Source organism: Paraburkholderia sp. DD10, from assembly GCF_049177125.1.
GTDB lineage: Bacteria > Pseudomonadota > Gammaproteobacteria > Burkholderiales > Burkholderiaceae > Paraburkholderia > Paraburkholderia terricola.
In genome coordinates this window covers 940,579-960,879 of record NZ_CP185393.1, presented here as the reverse complement: position 1 = coordinate 960,879, position 20,301 = coordinate 940,579, and the positions used below count along the sequence as shown (strand labels likewise).

Annotated in this window: 16 protein-coding genes; 5 read left to right on the top strand and 11 right to left on the bottom strand. The window is 66.1% G+C overall.

The features are described from left to right. Positions 1–45: 45 nt before the first annotated feature. Positions 46–1,656 (bottom strand): sensor histidine kinase, encoded by a 1,611-nt coding sequence (locus tag ACOCG7_RS19785; RefSeq protein WP_310119639.1) that lies wholly within the window; start codon positions 1,654–1,656, stop codon positions 46–48. Between the two features lie 374 nt (positions 1,657–2,030). On the opposite strand from ACOCG7_RS19785, the gene ACOCG7_RS19780 reads away from it, so the two are divergent. Beyond that, a complete protein-coding gene (locus tag ACOCG7_RS19780) occupies positions 2,031–2,522 on the top strand; it encodes a hypothetical protein (RefSeq protein WP_073426753.1) in 492 nt (163 codons plus the stop codon). Positions 2,523–2,633: 111 nt separating this feature from the next. On the opposite strand, the gene ACOCG7_RS19775 is transcribed toward ACOCG7_RS19780, so the two are convergent. After that, the gene (locus ACOCG7_RS19775) at positions 2,634–5,156 is read right to left on the bottom strand and encodes an AsmA family protein (protein WP_347143593.1); all 2,523 of its coding nucleotides are present in this window, start codon (positions 5,154–5,156) and stop codon (positions 2,634–2,636) included. A 101-nt stretch (positions 5,157–5,257) separates the two neighbouring features. On the opposite strand from ACOCG7_RS19775, the gene ACOCG7_RS19770 reads away from it, so the two are divergent. Next, positions 5,258–5,968 (top strand): ABC transporter ATP-binding protein, encoded by a 711-nt coding sequence (locus ACOCG7_RS19770; RefSeq protein ID WP_073426755.1) that lies wholly within the window; start codon positions 5,258–5,260, stop codon positions 5,966–5,968. Continuing rightward, on the top strand, positions 5,965–6,771 hold the full coding sequence (locus ACOCG7_RS19765) for an ABC transporter permease (protein WP_073426756.1): 807 nt from the start codon (positions 5,965–5,967) through the stop codon (positions 6,769–6,771). The genes ACOCG7_RS19770 and ACOCG7_RS19765 overlap by 4 nt, the downstream gene beginning before the upstream one ends. A gap of 25 nt (positions 6,772–6,796) precedes the next feature. Here the strand turns inward: ACOCG7_RS19765 and ACOCG7_RS19760 are convergent, their stop codons facing one another. Then, positions 6,797–7,345 (bottom strand): DUF6013 family protein, encoded by a 549-nt coding sequence (locus ACOCG7_RS19760; protein ID WP_073426757.1) that lies wholly within the window; start codon positions 7,343–7,345, stop codon positions 6,797–6,799. Positions 7,346–7,605: 260 nt separating this feature from the next. After that, complete coding sequence (locus ACOCG7_RS19755; RefSeq protein WP_347143594.1) at positions 7,606–8,622, bottom strand: zinc-binding alcohol dehydrogenase family protein; 1,017 nt, start codon at positions 8,620–8,622, stop codon at positions 7,606–7,608. Positions 8,623–8,767: 145 nt separating this feature from the next. Here ACOCG7_RS19755 and ACOCG7_RS19750 point away from each other — a divergent pair, with 145 nt between their 5' ends. Further along, positions 8,768–9,733, top strand: a complete 966-nt coding sequence (locus tag ACOCG7_RS19750) for a LysR family transcriptional regulator (RefSeq protein ID WP_347143595.1) — start codon at positions 8,768–8,770, stop codon at positions 9,731–9,733. 40 nt (positions 9,734–9,773) lie between these two features. Here ACOCG7_RS19750 and ACOCG7_RS19745 read toward each other — a convergent pair whose 3' ends face one another. The 4 genes from ACOCG7_RS19745 to ACOCG7_RS19730 form a co-directional block, all read right to left on the bottom strand. Beyond that, positions 9,774–10,076: a hypothetical protein gene (locus ACOCG7_RS19745; protein ID WP_083083621.1), complete on the bottom strand. Its 303-nt coding sequence runs from the start codon at positions 10,074–10,076 to the stop codon at positions 9,774–9,776. Between the two features lie 43 nt (positions 10,077–10,119). After that, positions 10,120–13,014 carry a non-homologous end-joining DNA ligase gene (gene ligD / locus ACOCG7_RS19740; protein WP_421379557.1) on the bottom strand — a complete coding sequence of 965 codons (2,895 nt, stop codon included), beginning with the start codon at positions 13,012–13,014 and terminating at the stop codon, positions 10,120–10,122. Between the two features lie 142 nt (positions 13,015–13,156). Further along, positions 13,157–14,170 (bottom strand): Ku protein, encoded by a 1,014-nt coding sequence (locus ACOCG7_RS19735; RefSeq protein WP_421379554.1) that lies wholly within the window; start codon positions 14,168–14,170, stop codon positions 13,157–13,159. A gap of 130 nt (positions 14,171–14,300) precedes the next feature. Further along, positions 14,301–15,554 carry a cytochrome P450 gene (locus ACOCG7_RS19730; RefSeq protein ID WP_073426763.1) on the bottom strand — a complete coding sequence of 418 codons (1,254 nt, stop codon included), beginning with the start codon at positions 15,552–15,554 and terminating at the stop codon, positions 14,301–14,303. Positions 15,555–15,915: 361 nt separating this feature from the next. On the opposite strand from ACOCG7_RS19730, the gene serB reads away from it, so the two are divergent. Continuing rightward, a complete protein-coding gene (gene serB, locus ACOCG7_RS19725) occupies positions 15,916–16,755 on the top strand; it encodes a phosphoserine phosphatase SerB (RefSeq protein ID WP_073426765.1) in 840 nt (279 codons plus the stop codon). Between the two features lie 248 nt (positions 16,756–17,003). Here serB and ACOCG7_RS19720 read toward each other — a convergent pair whose 3' ends face one another. The 3 genes from ACOCG7_RS19720 to bktB form a co-directional block, all read right to left on the bottom strand. Beyond that, positions 17,004–18,188, bottom strand: a complete 1,185-nt coding sequence (locus ACOCG7_RS19720) for a cystathionine beta-lyase (RefSeq protein ID WP_073426766.1) — start codon at positions 18,186–18,188, stop codon at positions 17,004–17,006. A gap of 143 nt (positions 18,189–18,331) precedes the next feature. After that, positions 18,332–19,024 carry a hypothetical protein gene (locus ACOCG7_RS19715; RefSeq protein ID WP_073426767.1) on the bottom strand — a complete coding sequence of 231 codons (693 nt, stop codon included), beginning with the start codon at positions 19,022–19,024 and terminating at the stop codon, positions 18,332–18,334. A gap of 82 nt (positions 19,025–19,106) precedes the next feature. Beyond that, positions 19,107–20,291, bottom strand: coding sequence for a beta-ketothiolase BktB (gene bktB / locus ACOCG7_RS19710; RefSeq protein WP_073426768.1), 1,185 nt, complete (start codon positions 20,289–20,291; stop codon positions 19,107–19,109). Positions 20,292–20,301: the final 10 nt, after the last annotated feature.

Below are 20,301 nucleotides of genomic sequence, written 5' to 3'. Positions count from 1 at the left end.
CATGGCGTTTCCGCGGTGTGTCCCGTTGCCGCGACCCGTCTCGCATCAGGCGCGCGCGGGCTGCTCGGGCAACACGACGAAGAAGGTCGACCCCGCGCCTTCCGCCGACTCCACCCACACGCGCCCGCCGTGCCGCTCCACCATGCGCCGCACCACCGCGAGACCGATGCCGTCGCCGTTCGCGACGTCGCCGTGCAGACGCTGAAACGCGCGGAACACCTTCGACATATACGCGGCCGGAATGCCGAGGCCGTTATCGCGCACGTAGTAAGTGCGCATGCGCACCGCGCGCGGGTCGGTCGCATCGACCGGATCGGGCTCCAGCGCACCGATCTCGATGCGCCCGGTGCGCGCCGGATCGAGGTAGTTGAGCGCGTTGCCGATCAGGTTGCTGAATATCTGTTCGATCGCCGTCGGGTCGCCCCACACGGGCGGCAACTCGCGCACGGTGACCGACGCCGCGCGCTGACCGATCGCGCCTTCCAGCGCATCCACCACCCGGCCCACCACGCGGCCGACGCTCACCCGCTGCCAATGGTATTCGAGCCGGCCGGCGCGCGAAATCCGCAACAGCGCGTCGATGATCGCCGCGGCCCGCGTCACCGCGGTGCGCAGATATTGCAAGGACTCGCGCACGTCCCCTTTCAGAATATGCGCCATGCGCCGATGCTCGGCTTCCGGCAAGCCGGCGGCATCGACGATGCTGTCCAGCTCGTCGCACGACACCTGAAGTTCCTTCGAAAAGCCTTGCAGATTCACCAGCGGCGAGCGCAGATCGTGCGACACGCTGTAGATGAACATTTCGTTGTCTTGCGTCTCCTGGCGCAATTCCTCGTTGACCACCGCAAGTTCCTTCGCGCGCGCCTCGAGCCGCGCCTTCAGCGTGGCCTGTTGCACGTCGGCCTCGGCGAGACGCGCGCCTGTCTCGTGCAGCACCGTGTCGAGCGCGGCGATTTCGTCGTTGCCCGACAGCGGCGCGGCGAGCGGCCGCCCGTTGCCCAGACGCTCGGCGTTATCGGTCAACACTTCCAGCCGCCGGCCGATGTTGCGCGCGAACACCACCGCCGTGGCCGCCCAGATCAGCATCGAACCCAGCACCGCCGCGATCAGCGCGTATTGCTGGCGCTCGCGCCGCCGCGCGAGCGCCGCGCCGCGTTCGGCGTCGAGCCGCGACGCCTCGTTGCCGAACGCGGCAAGCTCGTCGCGAAACACCGCGACCTGGCGCGGCAGCGCGCCGGTTTCGAGCGCCGCGAACGAAGCCACGCCGCGCCCCTCGTGCAGCGCCTGCGAGATCATCACGGCCTGGGCGCGATAGGCGTCGACCGCCTGCCGCATCTTGCGTACTCGCTCGACCTGCTGCGGCGTGCCGCCGACCAGCGCGTCGAGTTTCTGAAGACGGTCGCCGAGATCGATCCATACCGTATGCCGGTCGATGAACGACGGATCGCCGACCGCCATGCCGGTGCGCACGCGCGCGGCCTGACGCAGCAACGGATCGACGAGGGCCGACGACTGATAAAGGATCTGCTTGCTGTTGGCGACCCATCGCGCGGCCTGCGCCGTCTCTTCCTGGGTATCGAAGACGAAGCCGAGAAGCGCCAGTTCGACCACGCTCGGCACCGCAATCAGCAGCAGCCCCTTGGTGAATAGTTTCATGTTCGCCCGAAGGGTCGCGAAGGGTCATTCAAGCCGCGGCAACTCAGGAGGACCGGTCGCGCCCGCCAGAGCGGCGAGTGCGACGCGGCCGGACGGGCCATTATCGGCGTGATTTAGAGATATTTCAACGTAGCCGCAAGAGGCGCCCGGCCCACACAAAAACGACTTTTTTATTGGTGTGAGATGTTTTTTCGGCGCCTCGTGCGTCTATGATGGAAACAGATGTGCTGGGAAGCGAAAGCGCGCGGCGAGGCGGTTCGGCATGATTCGTGCGGGAGAAGGTGATACGGCGCAGACGTCGAATCATCGTGAATCCAGCCTTGTCGTATGCTATAAAAGATCGACGTGCGGCGCGCGAAGCCGGGAGTTGTCGCATGAGGACGCTGCGTTTCTTGCAATTCTTTTTCAGGCGAATTTTTATGTCCTTCCCGAAAAAGCGTAGACGCGCGAAGGTGGACGGCGATGAGTCGTTCCTCGCGGTACTACGGCATTTCAAGCCGTTCGGCCAGCTCGACACCAAGATTGCGCGTGCTCGCGCGCAAGACGAACCGGTGCTCTATGCACACGTGCTGCCCGGACTCGATGTGCTCCTGTGCAGCGTGCGCGGTGCGCAACCGCCTTATCCCGCGCCGGCCGAGTTGCGGCGGCGCTGTATCGAATCCATCACCAACGCGTTGGAACAACCGCTCGACGGACTGGAGAACGGCGGCTACTGGTACGAGGCCGACGGCTTCGGCTTCCTGGTGTTTGCCAGCCGGGCTCGCGGCAAGATCCTGACGGAGTTCGGCGCCACTCGCATCGGTGCCCGTCGCGGGGTTCGTCGGCAAGATGCCGCTGGAGACGCCGCTCCGCGCTCGCTGAGATAGCCGAGGCAGGTTCTTCATACAGGCCTCTTACAGGCCTGTTCCCGAGGCCTTTTTCACATCGACCCGCTCGTCCTTGGCAACGCCGCTGTCGGTTCGCAAGCGGCGTGGGTCTCAGCTTCCCTTGTATTCAACCGCGCTCGCCGGCGCCGTGACCGCCGGCTGCTTCTTGCCGGTCGCGGCAGGCGACGAAGCTTCCCCTGATGATTTATTCACCGGCGCGCCCTCGAGCGAAATGGCGGCCTTGGGCTTCTGCTTGACCCCGGGCGGCGGCGCCGTCGGCGCCTGACGCACCTGCGCGAGCAAGCGCGCACAAGGCAGCGGCTTGTTGTTGCTGGGCGCCAGCAGCGGAATCAGCGCCGCGAACGGATTGACGAGACCGAGCCCGACCGCCGCGCCGCCTCGCAGCGCCAGCGCGGCCGGATTCACGCCCACGTGCGGGTCCTTGAAGGTCCCCTTCACATAGAGGGGCGAGCGCAACGAAAACACCCGGAACCCCTTGGTATGCGGATGCACGCCGAGGTCCATCGACTCGTCGCGCAGATTCACCTTGCCGTCGATGTCAATCACCGCGTCGCCCGTATCGAGCGCGAACACGCGCGAATCGAGCACGCCGTTGGTGGCGACGAAATCGGCGGCCGCGCAATTGATCTTCACGTCGCGATTGCCGAACAGCTTTTCATACACGACGTTCGCCACGTTCAGGCCCGCCGCTTCCATCAGGAGGCGGCTCACGGTGCCGTCGGTGACGAGCGCCTTCACCTCGCCGTTCGAGGTCGCCGCTAGCGCGGCCGGTGAATTGCCGGTCGCGGTCAAGGCGGCGTCGCCGTTGATTTCGCCGAGCGCGTTCTGCATCGTCTTGAAGTTCGGCAGCAACTGCTTGAGCTTCAGATGCCGCGCCGACGTCGACACGCGGCCCTTGAGCGGCATCGCGCTGCCGTCCAGATGAATGTCGGAGGCCAGCGAGCCGCCCGCCACGCCGAACTTGAGCGGTTCAAGCGAGAGCACGCCATTGGTCATCACGATATGGGTGTACAGGTCCGTGATCGGCAGGTCCACGTTCTTGATGATGCGCCGGCCCGAGAACTTCACGTCGGCGTCGATCGCCTTCCAGCGGTCGGTGTGGAATTCCTCGACCGGAAGCGCCTTGTTTGCCGGCTGCATCTTCGCATCGCCGCGCCTGGCCTTGCTCGCGTTCGAGTCCGCGCCGATCACCGGCGCGAGATCCGAGAATTGCAGCAGATGCGACACCACTTCGCCCTGCAACAGCGGACGCGGCTCGCGCGCCGTATAGATCAGCGACCCGTTCAGATCGCTGCCGCCCACCCGGCCTGTAAAGTTTTCATACTTGAAGACGTTACCGCTTTGCTTGAACTGCCCGATGAGACGCCCCTCGGTCGCATAAGGCGGCGTGTCGGGCAAGGTCACGCCGGTCAGCGAATAGAGCCGCGACATGCTGTTGCCTTGCAGCCAGAGGCGCAGATCGACCGCGGCGAGATGCGCCGGATCGGTGACCGTGCCCACCAGACCGATATGCAGATCGCCCGCCTTCACGTCGGCCTGCACCGGGAACGGCCGGTTCGCGTCCTGCAACGCGAGCACGCCGCCCACCTTGCCGCTGCCCGCCACCGGCGTCTTGTTGTAGGTGCCCTTGACGGTCCAGCCGATCGCATACGACGGCATCTGCGGTTTCGCGCCGCCCGCGTCGCCGGCTTCACTGGCGCTCGAGGCCGGCACGGAGGCCGCCGCGGCGGCGCTGGTTTCCGCGCTAGCGCTAGCGCCGACGCCGACGCTCGCGCTCGCCGCCTGGCTCGCGCCCTTCGAACCGCCCGCGATCAACGCGCCCGAAGCGCCCGTGGCCGCCGTCGCGCCCGACGCCTTGATGTCGGTCGACGCAGCCCCCGACGCGGCCGCCGCCGCGGCCGCCGAAGCCTCGGACGCCGCCTGAGCATTGGCCTGCGCGGACAGCTTGTTCGCGCCCGACTTGCCGACCGCCTCGGCCGACGCACGGCGCGACGCCGCTTCCTGCTGCCGGATCGCCTCGCCGAGCGGAATCGGCTGACCGAGCGTATCGACGACCGTCTGCACGTCGATCTTCTTCTGCTGGTCGGACAGTGCGATGTTGCCCTTCTCAAACGCGATATCGTGCAGATCGAGCTTCCACTCGGAAGGCTCGCGCGGCTTCAGTTTGAAGGTCCAGTTGTTGCGCCCGTCGAGCAGGCGTTCCAGATCGACGGAAGGATTCACCAGATTGATCGCCGGAATCACGATGTCGCGGGTGAGCAGCGGCAGCACCTTGACCTGGAAGTCGATCTCGTCGAGCGTGGCGAAATGCGGCTGTTTGGCCCAGTCGGGATTGGCCACCGTGATGTTCGTCGCCGAAAAGCGCGGCCAGGGCACCCAGCCGCGCCAGCCGGTCTCGCCGACCGGATGCCGCCAGCCCACTTTCAGATCGCCGTTGATGACGAACGGCCGGCCGATCGCCTGCGTGACCTTGTCGTTGACGTAAGGCCGCGCGTGGTTCCAGTCGAACGTCAGGAGAAAAACTGTCAGCGCGACAATCAGAATGACGATGATCGCCAGCAGCCATGCGATGATTTTCCCGATCCGTCTTCCGGTCGTGCTCCACGCTGCCATCGAGGGGGCTCCGCTATTTTTTCTGCGTTGCCCTTCGCCCAGCACGTAGTGTGCCCGAACGACGGCCTTCGACATGACGCCCACTCTCCACCCTACGACTCATGACCGATGTTCCGTTCGTGCTCGCCGACGGCATCGTCCGGCGCGACGCCTTGCGCGGCCAGACGCTGCTGCAGCCCACCATCTTCGCGTTGCATGCGGGCGACCGCGTCGCGATCACGGGGCCGTCGGGCTCCGGCAAGAGCGTGTTGCTGCGCGCCCTCGCCCTGCTCGATCCGCTCGATGCGGGGCGCATCGTGTGGCATGGCAGGCCGGTCGAACGCGCGGCGATTCCGCGCTACCGGCGCAACGTCGCCTATATTCGCCAGCGGCCCGCGCTGCTCGACGGCAGCGTTGAAGACAATCTGCGCTACCCGTTCGAGTTGCGCACCTATCGCGACGTGCGCTTCGATCGCGCGCGAGCGGCAAGTCTCGTGGCAGCGGCCGGCCGCGGCGACGATTTTCTCGACAAACGCGCGAGCGAACTGTCCGGCGGCGAGGCGCAGATCGTCGCGCTGATTCGCGTGTTGCAGCTTGCGCCGGAAGTGCTGCTGCTCGACGAGCCCACCGCGTCGCTCGACCCGGAGTCGTCGCATGCGATCGAGGGTTTGGTGCGCGCCTGGTTCGATGCCGATCCCGGCCGGCATGCGTCGATCTGGGTATCGCACGATCCGGCCCAGGCCGCGCGCATGAGCGAGCGGCGTCTGACAATGCGCGCCGGCATGCTCGACGAACCCACGGTCACGCCCGCGCAGGAGGCGTTCCGCCAATGACCTTGCAAACCCTGAGTCTCTGGGACCTCGCGATCGCGGCCTTGCTGATCGTCGTGAACGGCGCGGTGTCGGTGGCGCTCAAGCTCGATCTCGAACGCAAGCTCGCGTGGGCGGCGCTGCGCACCGTCGTGCAGTTGGTCGCGATCGGCTACGTGCTCGGCTGGGTGTTCCGCTACAGCCACTGGTTCGTGGTGTTGCCGCTGATGATCGTGATGACGCTGATCGCCGGCTTCGCGGGCGCGCAGCGCGGCAGCCGCTCCTATGCCGGACAGCGCGCGGATAGCGTGCTGTCGATCGGGTTCAGTTCGTGGCTCGTCGCCGCGATCGGCCTCTTCGTCGTGATCCGCATTCATCCGTGGTACGAGCCGCAGTATGCGATTCCGATTCTCGGCATGATCCTCGGCAATACGCTGACCGGGGTCTCGCTCGGCATCGAACGGATGACCGAGGAATTGACCGCGCGGCGCGACCGCGTCGAGATGGCGCTCGCGCTCGGCGCGACGCGCTGGGAAGCGGCGCGGGCGCCGGCGAGCCAGGCGGTGCGCGCGGGCATGATGCCGACGCTGAACCAGATGGCCGTGGTCGGCGTGGTGAGCCTGCCCGGCATGATGACGGGCCAGGTGCTGGCCGGCCAGTCGCCGTTGCAGGCGGTGCGTTATCAGATCGTGATCATGTTTCTGATCGCCGCCGCGTCGGCGCTCGGGACGGTCGGCGCGGTGCTGCTCACGTACCGGCGGCTCTTTTCGGCGGAGCACCGGTTTCTGTCGTCGCGGCTGGTGGAGCGCGCCGCGGCGCCGCGCTGAATGCCGGCTCGCCGCGGACGGGGCTTCAACGCTTCGCGCTGACCGTCACTTCGGTGCCGTCGGCCAGCGTGAGCTTCTTCGTGCTGCCGTTGGTCGGCATCGTAAAGCGCAGAATCTGGCTGACGGCCACGTCGTTCGGACATTGGAGCGTCTTGCCGCCGCTCGTCACCGACTTCACGCCGCGCGGCGTGCGCGCCTGGAAGCTCAGTTGCACGGTTGCGGTGCCGTCGCTGGCCACCACCGGCGCGAAGCGGATCTGCGTCTGACGGATCATCGCGCCGTTGGTGTCGAGTGGCAGCGACGAATAGCTCGGGCACGCATCGCTCACCGGAACCGGCCCGCCCGGCGGTACGGTTTTCCACGTGAAGTCGTCCGATTCGCCGGAGCGGATCGTGCGGGTTTCCTGTGAATTGCCGAACTGTTTCGACGTGACGCGAACCGTGTAGCGGATCGGACCGTCGGGCGCGGACTGCGACGTCACCGTGATCGGCGTGGCCGCGTGGGCCGCCGGCACGAACGCGCAAGCGAGAGAAGCGACAACTGAAACGGCGGAGAGTTTGAAGCGGTAGCTCATACTGTCACCTCGTTGTTGTGCCGCTGCGCGCTCGCGTGAGTGCTGCGTGGGTGCTACCGCCTGAGCGAAGCATCGTGGCTCTGCAGGTTCATGCCGGGTCGATGGGTGCTTGCGCATTCACCAGCCGGGCCGCGAGACACGCAACTGTTTTTGCATGATGCCCCGCCAGTCTAACGCCAAGCGACGCCGCGCGCGCTGCGCGCGGATCGGGTGTTAACCCCCTTGCGGCAAGCCGTTTTTTGCCGGCCGATCGCGACGCTTCAGAAGCCCGTCAGCACCAGCTTGCCGATCGCGCGGCCTTCTTCCAGCAGTCGATGCGCGCGGCGCAGATTCTGCGCGTCGATCTTGCCGAGCTGCTGGCCGACGGTGGTGCGCAACGTCCCGGCATCGACGAGACGCGCCACTTCCGTCAACAGCTTGTGCTGCTCGATCATGTCGGGCGTGCCGAACATCGAACGCGTGAACATGAACTCCCAATGGAATGCGGCGCTCTTCGCCTTCAACAGTTCGACCGGCACCGGCCGGCTGTTTTCGACGATCGTGCAAATGCCGCCCTGCGGCGCGACGACCTCGGCCGCGGCGGGGACATGGCGGTCGGTGTCGTTGAATATCAGCACGTAATCGACCTGCCCGATGCCGAGCTGTTTCAACTGCGCGGGCATGTCGCCGAAGTGATCGACGATGTGATCCGCGCCCAGCTCCGTCGCCCACTTCGCCGACTCGGGACGCGAGGCCGTCGCGATCACCTTCAGCTTCGCCAGTTGTTTGGCCAATTGAATGCCGATCGAGCCGACTCCCCCCGCGCCGCCGACGATCAACACCGTGCGGCCTTCATCCGCGCCTTGCGGCGATACGCCGAGGCGATCGAACAGCGCTTCCCATGCGGTGATCGCGGTCAGGGGCAGCGCCGCCGCGTGCGTGAAATCGAGCGACGCCGGCTTGCGCCCGACGATGCGCTCGTCGACCAGATGGAACTCGCTGTTCGCGCCCGGCCGCGTGATGCTGCCGGCGTAGAACACGGGATCGCCGACCTTGAACAGCGTGACTTCCGGTCCGACCGCGACCACGGTGCCGGCGGCGTCCCAGCCGAGAATGCGCGGCGCCGTTTCGACCGTGTCTTTCGGCGCGCGCACCTTGGTGTCGACCGGATTGACGGAGATCGCCTCGACCTTCACGAGCAGGTCGCGGCCGGTGGCTTGAGGTTGCGGGATCTCGACATCGACCAGCGCTTCGGCTTGATCGATCGGCAAGTAGCGATAGAGACCTACGGCTTTCATAAGAAGCTCCTGTTGGTTCGGATGAAGATGCGCTTGAGAATCGGGGACGGCGACGGCAACCGATCCCATCGGCGTCATCCTAGGCGCCTTCTTATTTTTATAAAACCGTCATAATGACTGAAACATCTTTTTGAATTTCAGAAGAATGAATCGTCCTGCTCCATCCGCCCATGCACCTTCCACTGAACGCGAACGGCTCGATCTGCTCGACGTCGCGTTGTTCGTGCGCGCCGCCCTGCTCGCCAATGTGTCGGCGGCGGGCCGTGAGTTCGGTTTGTCGGCGGCGGTCGCGAGTTCGCGCATCGCGCAACTGGAAAAGCTGCTGGGCGCGCGGCTTTTGCACCGGACCACTCGCCGCATCAGTCTCACGCAGGACGGCGAAGTGTTCATGACGCGCGCCGAGGCGCTGCTCGACGCGGCCGCCGCCGCGCGCGCCTCGGTGGGCCGCGCGCAGGCCGAACCGCAGGGGCGCGTGCGAGTGTCGATGCCGTCCTCGTTCGGGCGGCAGCACGTGTCGCCGGTAATCAGCGAATTTCTGCGCCGCTATCCCGGCGTGAGCGTCGATTTGCGGCTGACCGATCACCTGGTCGATCTGATCGACGCGGGAATCGACGTGGCGATCCGCGTCGGCGTGCTCAAGGATTCATCGCTGGTGGCGCGGCGCCTGGCGGTCAACCGCCGGGTGCTGTGCGCGGCGCCCGCTTATCTGGCCGCGCGTGGCGCGCCGCATCATCCGTCGGATCTCGCGCGGCACGAATGCATGATCCTGTCGGACCAGCGCGACTGGGCGTTCATGACGCCCGCCGGCCCGCTCGACGTGCGCGTGAGCGGTCGGCTCGTCACTGATAACGGCGAGGTGATTCGCGACGCGCTATTGGCCGGTTTCGGCATCGCGCTCAAATCGACCTGGGACGTGGCGCCCTATCTGCGCAGCGGCGAACTGGTGCGCGTGCTCGACGCGTATCCGCTCGCCGAGGAAGTGGCGATCTGGGCGGTGTATCCGAGCCGCGCGTTCGTGCCGCCGAAGACGCTCGCGTTCATCGAATTCCTCGCGGCGCATTTCGGCGATCCGCCGTATTGGGACGCCGAGCCGAGCGGCGGGGCTCGCTGAAGGATTACCGCTGCGCTCACTGCTGTGATCACTGCGGCGATCACCGCTTGCCGCGCCCGCCGCCTCCCGCCTTGCCCTCGGAGTTCACATCGGCGTGCGCGTCGTTCTGCGTCTTTTGCTGATAGTCGCCGCCGCCGCGGCGGTCGGTATCCCGCAGTCCCCGTTCGATGTCGCGATGCGCCTGCTTGCCGACACGCCGCGGATCGTCCTCGTGCTGCGATTCCGGGCTCTGATCGGTTTCATGCGGCAGCGGCGCGGCCACGTCCTCCAACGAACGCGGATGCTTTCGGGCATGCGGATCGGCTTGCTTGTCGCCGTCCGACGATTGCGGTGCGGTCTTCATGGCTTGCTCCTTTGCGTATGCGTTGAGAACGGCGGCAGCGCGCTCACTTCGCGCCGTCCAGACGTTTTTTCATCGCCGCGGTAATCCGCTGACGCGTCGTCGGGTAGTCCGCCCAGGGGTCGCCTGCGAGGTCGGCGAGCCGCTCGTGCAGGTTCTCGATATTCCATTGATCGCCGGCCGTGGTGCTGGCGACTTCGTCCCACGACAGCGGCACGGACACGCCCATGCCCGGCCGCGCGCGCGCCGAGAACGCGACGATCGTGCTCGACCCGCGGTTGTTGCGCAGATAGTCGACGAAAATTTTCTGCTTGCGATTCTGCGCGCCCATCTTCGCGCTGAAGTACTTCGGCAGCGTGGCCGCCATATGCTGCGCGACGGCTTGCGAAAAGCCCTTCACTTCATCCCAACCCGCCTGCCTGGCGAGCGGCACCACCACATGCAGTCCCTTGCCGCCGCTCGTCTTGCAGAACGACGTGAGACCGAGCTCCTCCAGCAGCGAGCGCGTGAGCTGCGCGGCCTCGATCATCCGCTCCCAGCCGAGCGACGCGTCGGGGTCGAGATCGAACACCATGCGATCGGGCTTCTCGATGTTCGACGCCACCGCATTCCAGGTATGAAACTCGACGGTGCCCATTTGCGCGGCGCCCACCAGCGCCCCGATCGTTTCGACGGTGATCAGCGGCGGATGGCCGGGGTCGAGCCCGGGATGCTGCGTGATGTTCGGGATCGACAGCTTCTGGCTGTGCTTCTGGAAAAACAGCTCGCCGCCGATGTCCTCGGGCGCGCGCACCAGCGATACCGGCCTGTCCCGCAGATACGGCAGCATCCAGTCGGCCACCGATTCGTAGTACCGCACGAGGTCGATCTTGCGCGTGCCGGTGCTTTTGTCGATCACGCGATCGGGGTGAGAGACGCGCACGCCGGCGACTTCGGAGGCAGTCGAGGCGGCTTTTGACTTCGCCGTGGCGGTTTTGGCGGCTGCGGTTTTGGCGGCTGCGGTTTTGGCGGCTGCGGTTTTGGCGGCCGAGGTTTTGGCGCCGGAGGTTTTTCCTGCCTGCTTCGCACGCGTGTCATCCGGCTCGGACACGGCGTTTGCTTCGGCCCGTCGCGCCGCGCGTTTCTTCGGCGCGGCGGCGGACGCGGTATCGGTTTGCTGTTGCACGTCGGCTCCTTTGCGGGGTGCTTCCTTGACGATCTGGCTCGCCGGCTTGTCGTTGCGCAGACTCACGAACGACGCCTGGCGCACGATGCCGTCGCTCGTCCACTCGGCGAAGTTGCATTCGGCGACGAGCACGGGTTCGACCCAATGCACCGGCGTGCGACTGCGCTCGCGCGGCGGGGCCGCGAACGGCATGCGTTGGGTTTCGTGCGCGTCGAGCTCCTTCTTCACCGAACGCAGCAACGCGGCGTCGAAGCCCGTGCCGACGCGCCCGGCGTATTGCAGCTTGCCCTTGCTGTCGTGAACGCCGAGCAGCAGCGCGCCGAACGCCGCGCGGCTGCCGGACGGTTCCGAATAGCCGCCGATCACGAACTCCTGGCGACGCCGGCACTTCAGCTTGATCCACGCGGACGAGCGTCCCGACATATAACCGCTGTCGCGCCGCTTGCCGATGATGCCTTCGAGCGCCATGTCGCATGCGCTCTTGAGCAGGTCCTCGGCGCTGAATTCGAAATCGTTCGAGAAGCGCAGCACGTTGTCGTCGACGCCTTCCAGCAACGCGCGCAGGATCGCGCGGCGCTGTTGCAGCGGCACGCCGCGCAAGTCGTAACCGTTCAGAAAAGGCACGTCGAACAGATAGATGGTGATGTCCTGCGGACGGTTCGAATCGAACGCGTTCTGCAGCGCCTGGAAACTCGGCACGCCGTTCTCGTCCAGCACCACCGCCTCGCCGTCGAGCCATGCGGTTTCGAGGTCGATCTGTTCGAGCGCCTTGACCTGCTTGCTGAACTTCGTGGTCCAATCGTTGCCCGCGCGCGTGAATACCTTCACCGCGCCGCCCTTCGTGCCGTGGTCGATGCGCGCCAGCACGCGGTAGCCGTCGAACTTGATCTCATACGACCATTGATCGCCGGGCGGCGCGCTGTCGACCAGCGTTGCCAGTTGAGGCTTGAAGGTGGCGGGCAGCTTCGCCTCGACCGCGCCTTCGATCGACGGCGACACGGCGAGCTCACGCAGCGACTGCGCGCTGCGCGTCGCCACGATGTCGGGTCGTTTCGGATCGCCGCGGCTCGCGCGGTTCGATGAAGCGGTCCTGGCGGCGGCGCTCCTGCCGGTCCGGCTCGTGCTCGTCGCTTCCTTCGCCGCGGACGCGCGTTTCGCCGTCTTCGCGCCCTTCTGCGCCGGCGCGCTTCCATCGAGCACGCTGCCGGGTCGCTCCTTCAGAATGTCGTACTCGCTTTCATCGCGCGCTTCGTCGTCGCGTTCCTTGATCAGCAGCCACTGCTCCTTGTCGCCGCTGCCGCGCATGTGGCTGCGCACCAGCGTCCAGCCGCCGTGCAGCTTGTCGCCGTGCAGGATGAATTTGAGCTTGCCGGCCGCGTAGGTTTTGGCCGCCTGCGCCGCGCCGCCGACCGGCTCCCAGGTGCCGCGGTCCCACACGATCACGGTGCCCGCCCCGTAGTTGCCAGGCGGAATCTCGCCTTCGAACGAGCCATACTCGACCGGATGATCCTCGACATGCACGGCGAGCCGCTTCACCGACGGGTCCAGACATGGCCCCTTGGGCACCGCCCACGACAGCAGCGTGCCGTTCAGTTCGAGCCGGAAGTCGTAGTGAAGCCGCCGTGCGTGATGCTCCTGAATCACGTAGGACAGCGCCTCGTTCGACTCGCGCGCACTCGTCTTGCGGCCGGCGCGCTTGCGTGCGCTCGTGCCCGCGGGCTCCGGCGTTTCGTCGAAGCGGCGCTTGCGGTTGTAGAGATCGAGCCTGTCGTTCATGGGGATGACGTCATCGCGGGTTGGGTGGCGCGGTTCATCTCACTGTTCCTCTCACTGTTCCTCTCACTGTTCCTCTCGCGGTTCCTCTCGCGGTTCCTCTCGCGGTTCCTCTTTCTAACCTCCAGGATCGGGCGCTCCGTGCTCACGCGGCCGCGCGGCGTTTGCGGGCCGCCGGCGCGGTCTTGGCGCTGGAACGGCCGCCGGCGCGAGTGCCGCCGCCGCGCGTCGCGCGCGTCGTCTTCGGCTTCTTGCGAGCGGGCGTGGCGCTGGCATCGGTATCCTCGTCGGCCTCTTCGTCGTTGGCCTCAGCTTCCTCATCGTCCGCGGCACGCTTGCGTCCACCGGACGCCGGCTTGCCCTTGCCGCGCCCCAGGCTGCGCTTGAGCAGATCGGACAGATCGAGAATGTCCGCCGATTGACGCGACTCGCGCGGCGTTTCGACCTCCGTGATTTCCTCGGTCTTGCCCGCGCGAATCTTGCGATCGACGAGCGCCATGATGTCGTCGCGGAAGGTGTCGTGGTACTGCGACGGATCCCACTTGTCGCTCATGTCGTCGATCAGTTTTTTCGCCATGTCGAGTTCGCGCGCGCTGACGCCCGCCGCCTTCACGCCTTCGGCCGGCAGCTTGAACTGGTCGAAGTCGCGCACTTCGGCGGCCCAGCGCAGCGTGTTCAGCGCGAGGACCGGACCGAGCGGAATCAGCGCGGCGAGATGCTGCTTGTTGTGCAGCACGACGCTCGCCACGCCGACCTTGCCCGACGCCTTCATCGCTTCGCGCAGCAACGCGTAGACCTTTTCGCCTTTGCGATCGGGCGTGAGGAAGTACGGCGTGTCGAGAAAGAGGAACGAGATGTCGGCGGCGTCGACGAACGCAAGGATGTCCACCGTCTGCGTCGACTCGGGATTCGCCGCGCGAATCTCCTCGTCCGAGAGCACGACGTACTTGTCCTTTTCGTACTCGAAGCCGCGCACGATGTTATCGCGCGTCACATCCTTGCCGGTGCGCTTGTTGATCTGCTTGTAGCCGACCGGGTCGATCGTGCGCTTATCCAGCAGATTGAAGCCGACCTTCTCCGACTGCGTTGCCGGGTACAACTGCACCGGCACGTGAACGAGGCCGAAGCTGATTGCGCCCTTCCAGATCATGTGTGCCATCGTGCGCTCCCCAAGGCCCAGGTCTTTACGTGAAGCAGCAAGCGTGCCACGGGTTTTGCGCTGACGCGGGACGCCGCGATGCCGGGCGCGCCGCGCATCGGCTGTAAGTCTTGCGCCGCGTCGGCAAAAGCTACGGCGTTCGGCGTGCCGCCGGGTCGAGTTCCACCGGCACTTCGGCGAAGCCGCGAAACCGCACGCGACCGCCGCGCGTCGGCTCGCCGTGCAGCCGATAGGCCGGAAAGCGCTGCACGAAGCGTCCGATGGCAATGCGCGCCTCGAGCCGCGCGAGCGACAGCCCGGCGCACTGATGAATGCCGAAGCCGAACGCCAGATGCCGGTTCGGAGCGCGGCGGATATCGAAGCGGTCCGGCTCCGCGAATTGCTCCGGGTCGCGATTGGCGGCGCCGATGCACAGCGTGACGGGCGTGCCGCGCGCCACGGGAACGCCGCCGATTTCGGCGTCGAGCGCCGCCATGCGGTTGCCGAGCTGATTCGAACTCTCGAAACGCAAACATTCCTCGACCGCCGATTCGATCAGCGACGGCTCGCGCAGCAACGCGGCGCGCTGTTCAGGCCACTCGGCGAGCGTGACGAGGCCGTTGCCGATCAGATTGGTCGTCGTCTCATGCCCCGCGTTCAGAATGAAGATGCAGTTTTGCAGCAATTCGGCTTCGGACAATTGCTCGCCGCCCTCCTCGCCCTGGATCAGACGCGTGAGCACGTCGTGCAGCGGGTCGCCCGGCTCGCGCCGACGTTGCGCCACCAAGCGGCGCAGATAGTCGACGAATTCGCTCACCGCGCGATTGCCGCGTTCGAGTTGCGCGTCGCTGAGCGACGGTTCGAGCGCGCCGAGTATCGCCAGCGACCAGTCGCGCAACGGCGCGCGCTCGGCATGCGGCACGTCGAGCAGATTGCCGATGATCTCCACCGGAATCGCCGACGCGAATTCGCCGATCAGATCGATGCGGCCGCGTTCGGCGGCGGCGTCGAGCAAGCCGTCGACGAGACGTACGAGCCCCGGCTCCATCGCGGCGATCGCGCGCGCCGTCAACGCGCCGGCGATCAGCTTGCGCACCCGCGTATGACGCGGCGGATCGTTGAACACCAGACTCGTCGTGTGATGCGCGTAAAGCGGCGAGTCGCCGTACTTCGGCCTGAATTCGACGGTCTTGTCGGAACTGAAGGTTTTCGCATCGCGGTAGACCGCTTGAACGTCGCGAAAGCGCGTCAGAAACAGCGAACCGTCGGGCATGCGCTTGACCGGCTCATGCGTGCGCAGCGCGTGGTAGACCGGATAGGGGTTTGTGTAGAACTCGGGACTGAGCCGGCGCAAATCGAAGTCGCGCGCGAGGGCGGCTGCGTCGCTGGTGGTCGCGGGGGGCATGCGTTGTCTCCGTGCTTGTCGTGGTTTTGATTTTGCGCCTGGTTTGCGCAACGCTACTCGCGCCGCTGTCTGCCCTGCGCAACTTACCGCGCGCGATGCGCGGCGACAGACAGGCTCGACGCGTCCAGGCGCTGCGGGCATGGTTGGCTGCGTTGGCTGCGTTGGCTGCGTTGGCTGCGTTGGCTGCGTTGGCTGCGTTGGCTGCGTTGGCTGCGTTGGCTGCGTTGGCTCGTCAGTATGAACCGGCTGCCGAGGGATTGCATAGGCGGGCCGCCGTGGCGCACCTCGTCGAACCGTTACAATAGCGGGATTTTCCGCGCGCGCCGCGCGCCCGTCCTGTCCTGCGTCACTCGCGTCGCCAATGAACCTCGTCATCCAAAGTCCCGCGCCTCTTTCCGCCGATCATCACAAAACGCTCGTCGCGCTCGCGCGCGGTACGCATGCCGCCGCCATCGACGCGAACGCGATCCGCATCGCCGGCGCAAGCGAAGCGCAGCGCGCCGACCTCGACGTGTATTGCGGCACGCATCAACTGGACTACGCGTTCGTCGAAGCGGGCCGCAAGTTGCAAGACTTCGGGCTGGTCGCGATGGACATGGATTCGACGCTGATCACGATCGAATGCGTCGACGAAATCGCCGATTTCTGCGGACTGAAAGCGGAAGTGTCCGCGATCACCGAGGCCGCGATGCGCGGCGAGATCAAGGACTTCAACGAAAGCCTGACGCGCCGCGTGGCGCTGCTCAAGGGCCTCGACGCAAGCGCGCTCGAGCGCGTTTACGAAGAACGGCTGCAACTCTCGCCGGGTGCGCTGCAGATGCTTGCAGGCGCGAAGGCCGCCGGTTTGAAAACGCTGCTGGTGTCGGGCGGGTTCACGTTCTTCACCGAAAAGCTGAAGGCCCGTCTCGGCCTCGACTTCACGCGTGCGAACACGCTCGAAATCGTGGACGGCAAGCTGACCGGCAAGGTAATCGGCGAGATCGTCAATGCAGACGTGAAAGCAGCGATGTTGCGCGAGACCTGTGCCCAACTGGGCATCGAGCCGACCCGCGCAATCGCGATGGGCGACGGCTCGAACGATCTGAAGATGATGGCCGCAGCGGGACTTTCCGTTGCATTCCGCGCGAAGCCCGTGGTGCGCGAAGCGGCCAGCGTGGCCTTCAATTTCGTGGGACTGGACGGGCTGCTGCGCCTGTTCTAATGCCGATGTGCTGCGCTGGCCGTGGCGATGACGGCCAGCATCAGAAGCGCATCCAGAAGAAAAGTTTCATCGAAGCTCACCATCGTGCCGCAACCGTTAGTCGGGATGCGCACCATCGTAGCGGCGTGATGGAAGGTTGAACATTCAGCCGAACGGCCAGGCTCGATGGCTATATCGACAAAGAAAAAACCCCATCGGGAACACGTCTCGACGGGGTTGCTCGACGACCGGCCGAGAGCGTCGGAAGTCTACCCAAGCGCCGTCAGACAACGTTCGATATCCGCGCGCAAATCCGCTTCTTCCTCCAGGCCGATGTAGAAACGCACCAGCGTGCCGCGGTGCGGCCACTGCCCTTCGGCGCGCATCGACGCGACCTCGTAAGGCATCGCGAGACTGTGCGCGCCGCCCCAGCTCCAGCCGAGCGAAAAGAGTTCGAGCGACTCACAGAAGGTATCGATTTGCGCCGCGCTATACCGGCCGTCGAACACCACGGAGAACAAGCCGCCCGCGCCCGTGAAATCGCGCTTGAAAAACTCGTGTCCCGGACAGTCGGAGAGCGCCGGATGCAACACGGCGGCGATCTCGGGCCGAGTCTTCAGCCAGTTGGCGAGGCCGAGCGCCGCGCGGTCATGCTGTGCGAAGCGCAGTTGCATGGTCGGCAGGCTGCGCAGAATCAGCGAGCAATCGTCCGACGACACGCCGATGCCCATGCGCATGCGAGCCGCCTTCAGCTTCAGGTGCAAGTCGCGCTCGACGGTGATCGTCGCGCCCATCAGCACGTCGCCGCCGCCCGATTGATACTTGGTGAGCGCCTGCACCGAAATGTCGACGCCGTGCTCGAACGGCTTGAAGCCGAGCCCGGCCGACCACGTATTGTCGATGGCGGTGACGACGTTGCGCGCACGCGCCACGGCGGTGATGGCGGGCACGTCGGCCACTTCCATCGTCACCGAGCCGGGGGCTTCGAGCCAGATCAGGCGCGTGTTCGGCTGGATCAGAGCGGCGATGCCCGCTCCTATCATCGGGTCGTAGTAGCGCACCGTCACGCCGAAATCGCGCGCCAGCCAATCGCCGTGATCGCGGTTCGGCGAGTAGACGTTATCGGGAATCAGCACGTCGTCGCCGGCCTTGCAGAGACCGAAATACACATTCGAAATCGCCGACAGACCCGAGGGCTGCAGCAGCGCGTGATTGCCGCCTTCGATCGTGGCGAGACGCTGCGCCAGCGCGAGCGAGGTCGGCGTGGCGTGCAGGCCGTAGCGCCACTGCGCGTCGTTTTTCCAGTCGAGCGCGCGCATGGTGGCGAGGTCGGGGAACACGACCGTCGAGGCCCGCGTAACTGGCATCGAGAACGACTCGAAGCCCGGCGTGAGCTGGTCCTCGGCATGCACGATGCGGGTTTGCAGAGCGCGTTTGAGTTTGGATTGCGTCATGGTGAGATCGAATTAGAAGCTGACAAAAATGATGGAGGCGCGCCGCGTCGGGCCGCGCGCGCCGTACCCGCAAGAGTAGACGAGCCGGCGGCATGTCGCCTGAGCTTGAGCGCGCGAGCCGTCCGGCTCGCGCGGCAGTGGCTTCACTCGCCGGTTTGCAGGTTGCTGACGCCGCCCACGGGGTGACCGCCGGCTGCAGCCGCCGAAGCGCCATGGGGGGGAGCCACAGCGCCGCCGACCGGGTCTCGCGGCGCCGCGACGGCCTTCTTCGCTGTGATCGCCGCGATCGCCGGCGCGCCGGCAGCCGGCACCGCCTGCCCCGCTGCCAGCCGCTTCAGATCGAACGGCTGCGGATCGGAATCGTCGACGTTCATCCGCTCGCCCGCCACCGAGCCGTCGGCGGCGAACCTGCCGACCCAATTGCCGGTGATATGCGTGCCGTCGTTCGACTCCTCGACTTCGAGGGTGTCGCCGTCGCGATCGCCCGCGATCAGGATCACTTCGCCGCTATCGGTGTACTGATACTCGCCGTGCACGCCGGACGGATCGTCGGTTTTCGCGCCGAGCCGCAGCACGATCTGACGCGCGCCCAGCATGCCGGCGTAGCGCGGAAATCTGGCGAATTCAGGGCTCGGCTTGAGCGGCAACTGAATCGGCGCAGGCGCCGCCAGTTCCTTGACGGCGTCGCTTTCCGCCCATGCCTGCGCGGGCACCCAAGCCACCGCGCCCGCACACAGCAAGGCGGCGGCACCGAGCACGCGCCGAAGAAAGTGCCCTTGTGCGGCCGTCCAACCGCGCCGACGCACCGCGCGCGACATCGCTTCCAATTCCCGCATCCGTTTCTTCCTTATTGCTGACTTATTGCTGACACTGCCCGATACCTGTGACGGCATGCGTTCCGCGCATTCCCGACGAGCCTCAGATTCTTTCGAAGATCGCCGCGATGCCCTGCCCGCCGCCGATGCACATCGTGACGAGCGCGTAACGGCCGCCCACCCGTTGCAATTCGTAGAGCGCCTTGACGGTGATCAGCGCGCCGGTCGCGCCGATCGGATGGCCGAGCGAAATGCCCGAGCCGTTCGGATTGACCTTGGCCGGATCGAAGCCGAGTTCCTTGCTGACCGCGCACGCCTGAGCGGCAAACGCTTCGTTCGCCTCGATCACGTCGAGGTCGGCGACCGTCAGCCCGGCTCGCTCCAGCGCCTTGCGGGTGGCCGGCACCGGGCCGATGCCCATATAAGCCGGATCGACGCCGGCATGCGCATACGACACCAGGCGCGCCAACGGCTTGATGCCGCGCTGCTCGGCCACGCCGCGTTCCATCAGCACGACGGCGGCCGCGGCGTCGTTGATGCCGGATGCGTTGCCGGCCGTGACCGTGCCGTTTTCCTTCGCGAACACCGGCTTGAGCTTCGAGAAGTCTTCGGGCGTGGCGTTCATGCGCGCGTGCTCGTCCGTGTCGAACACGACGTCGCCCTTCCTCGACGCAATCGTGATCGGCAGGATCTGTTCCTTGAAGTAGCCGCTCGTGATCGCATTGGCCGCGCGGCGATGCGATTCGAGCGCGAGCGCGTCTTGCGCCTCGCGCGAAATGTCGTACTTGCGCGCGACGTTTTCGGCGGTCACGCCCATATGGATCGACTGGAACGGATCGTTCAGCGCGCCCACCATCATGTCGACGAGGCGCGCGTCGCCCATGCGCTGACCGAAGCGCGCGGCGGGCATCGAATAAGGCGCGCGGCTCATGTTTTCCGCGCCGCCGCCGATCGCGATGTCGGCGTCGCCGAGCAGCACGCTTTGCGCGGCCGACACGATCGCCTGCAAGCCCGAACCGCACAGGCGGTTCACCGTCAACGCGGGCGCGTGCTGCGCGACACCGCCGTTGATCGCGGCCACGCGCGCCAGATACATGTCTTTCGCTTCGGTATGCACGACGTTGCCGAACACCACGTGACCGACTTCGTCGCCCGAAACGTTCGCGCGCGCCAGCGCTTCACGCACGACGCGTGCGCCGAGATCGGTCGGCGGAAAATCCTTCAGGCTGCCGCCAAAACCGCCGATTGCGGTACGCACACCGCTCACCACCACTACGTCCCGTTGCATCGCTCGCTCC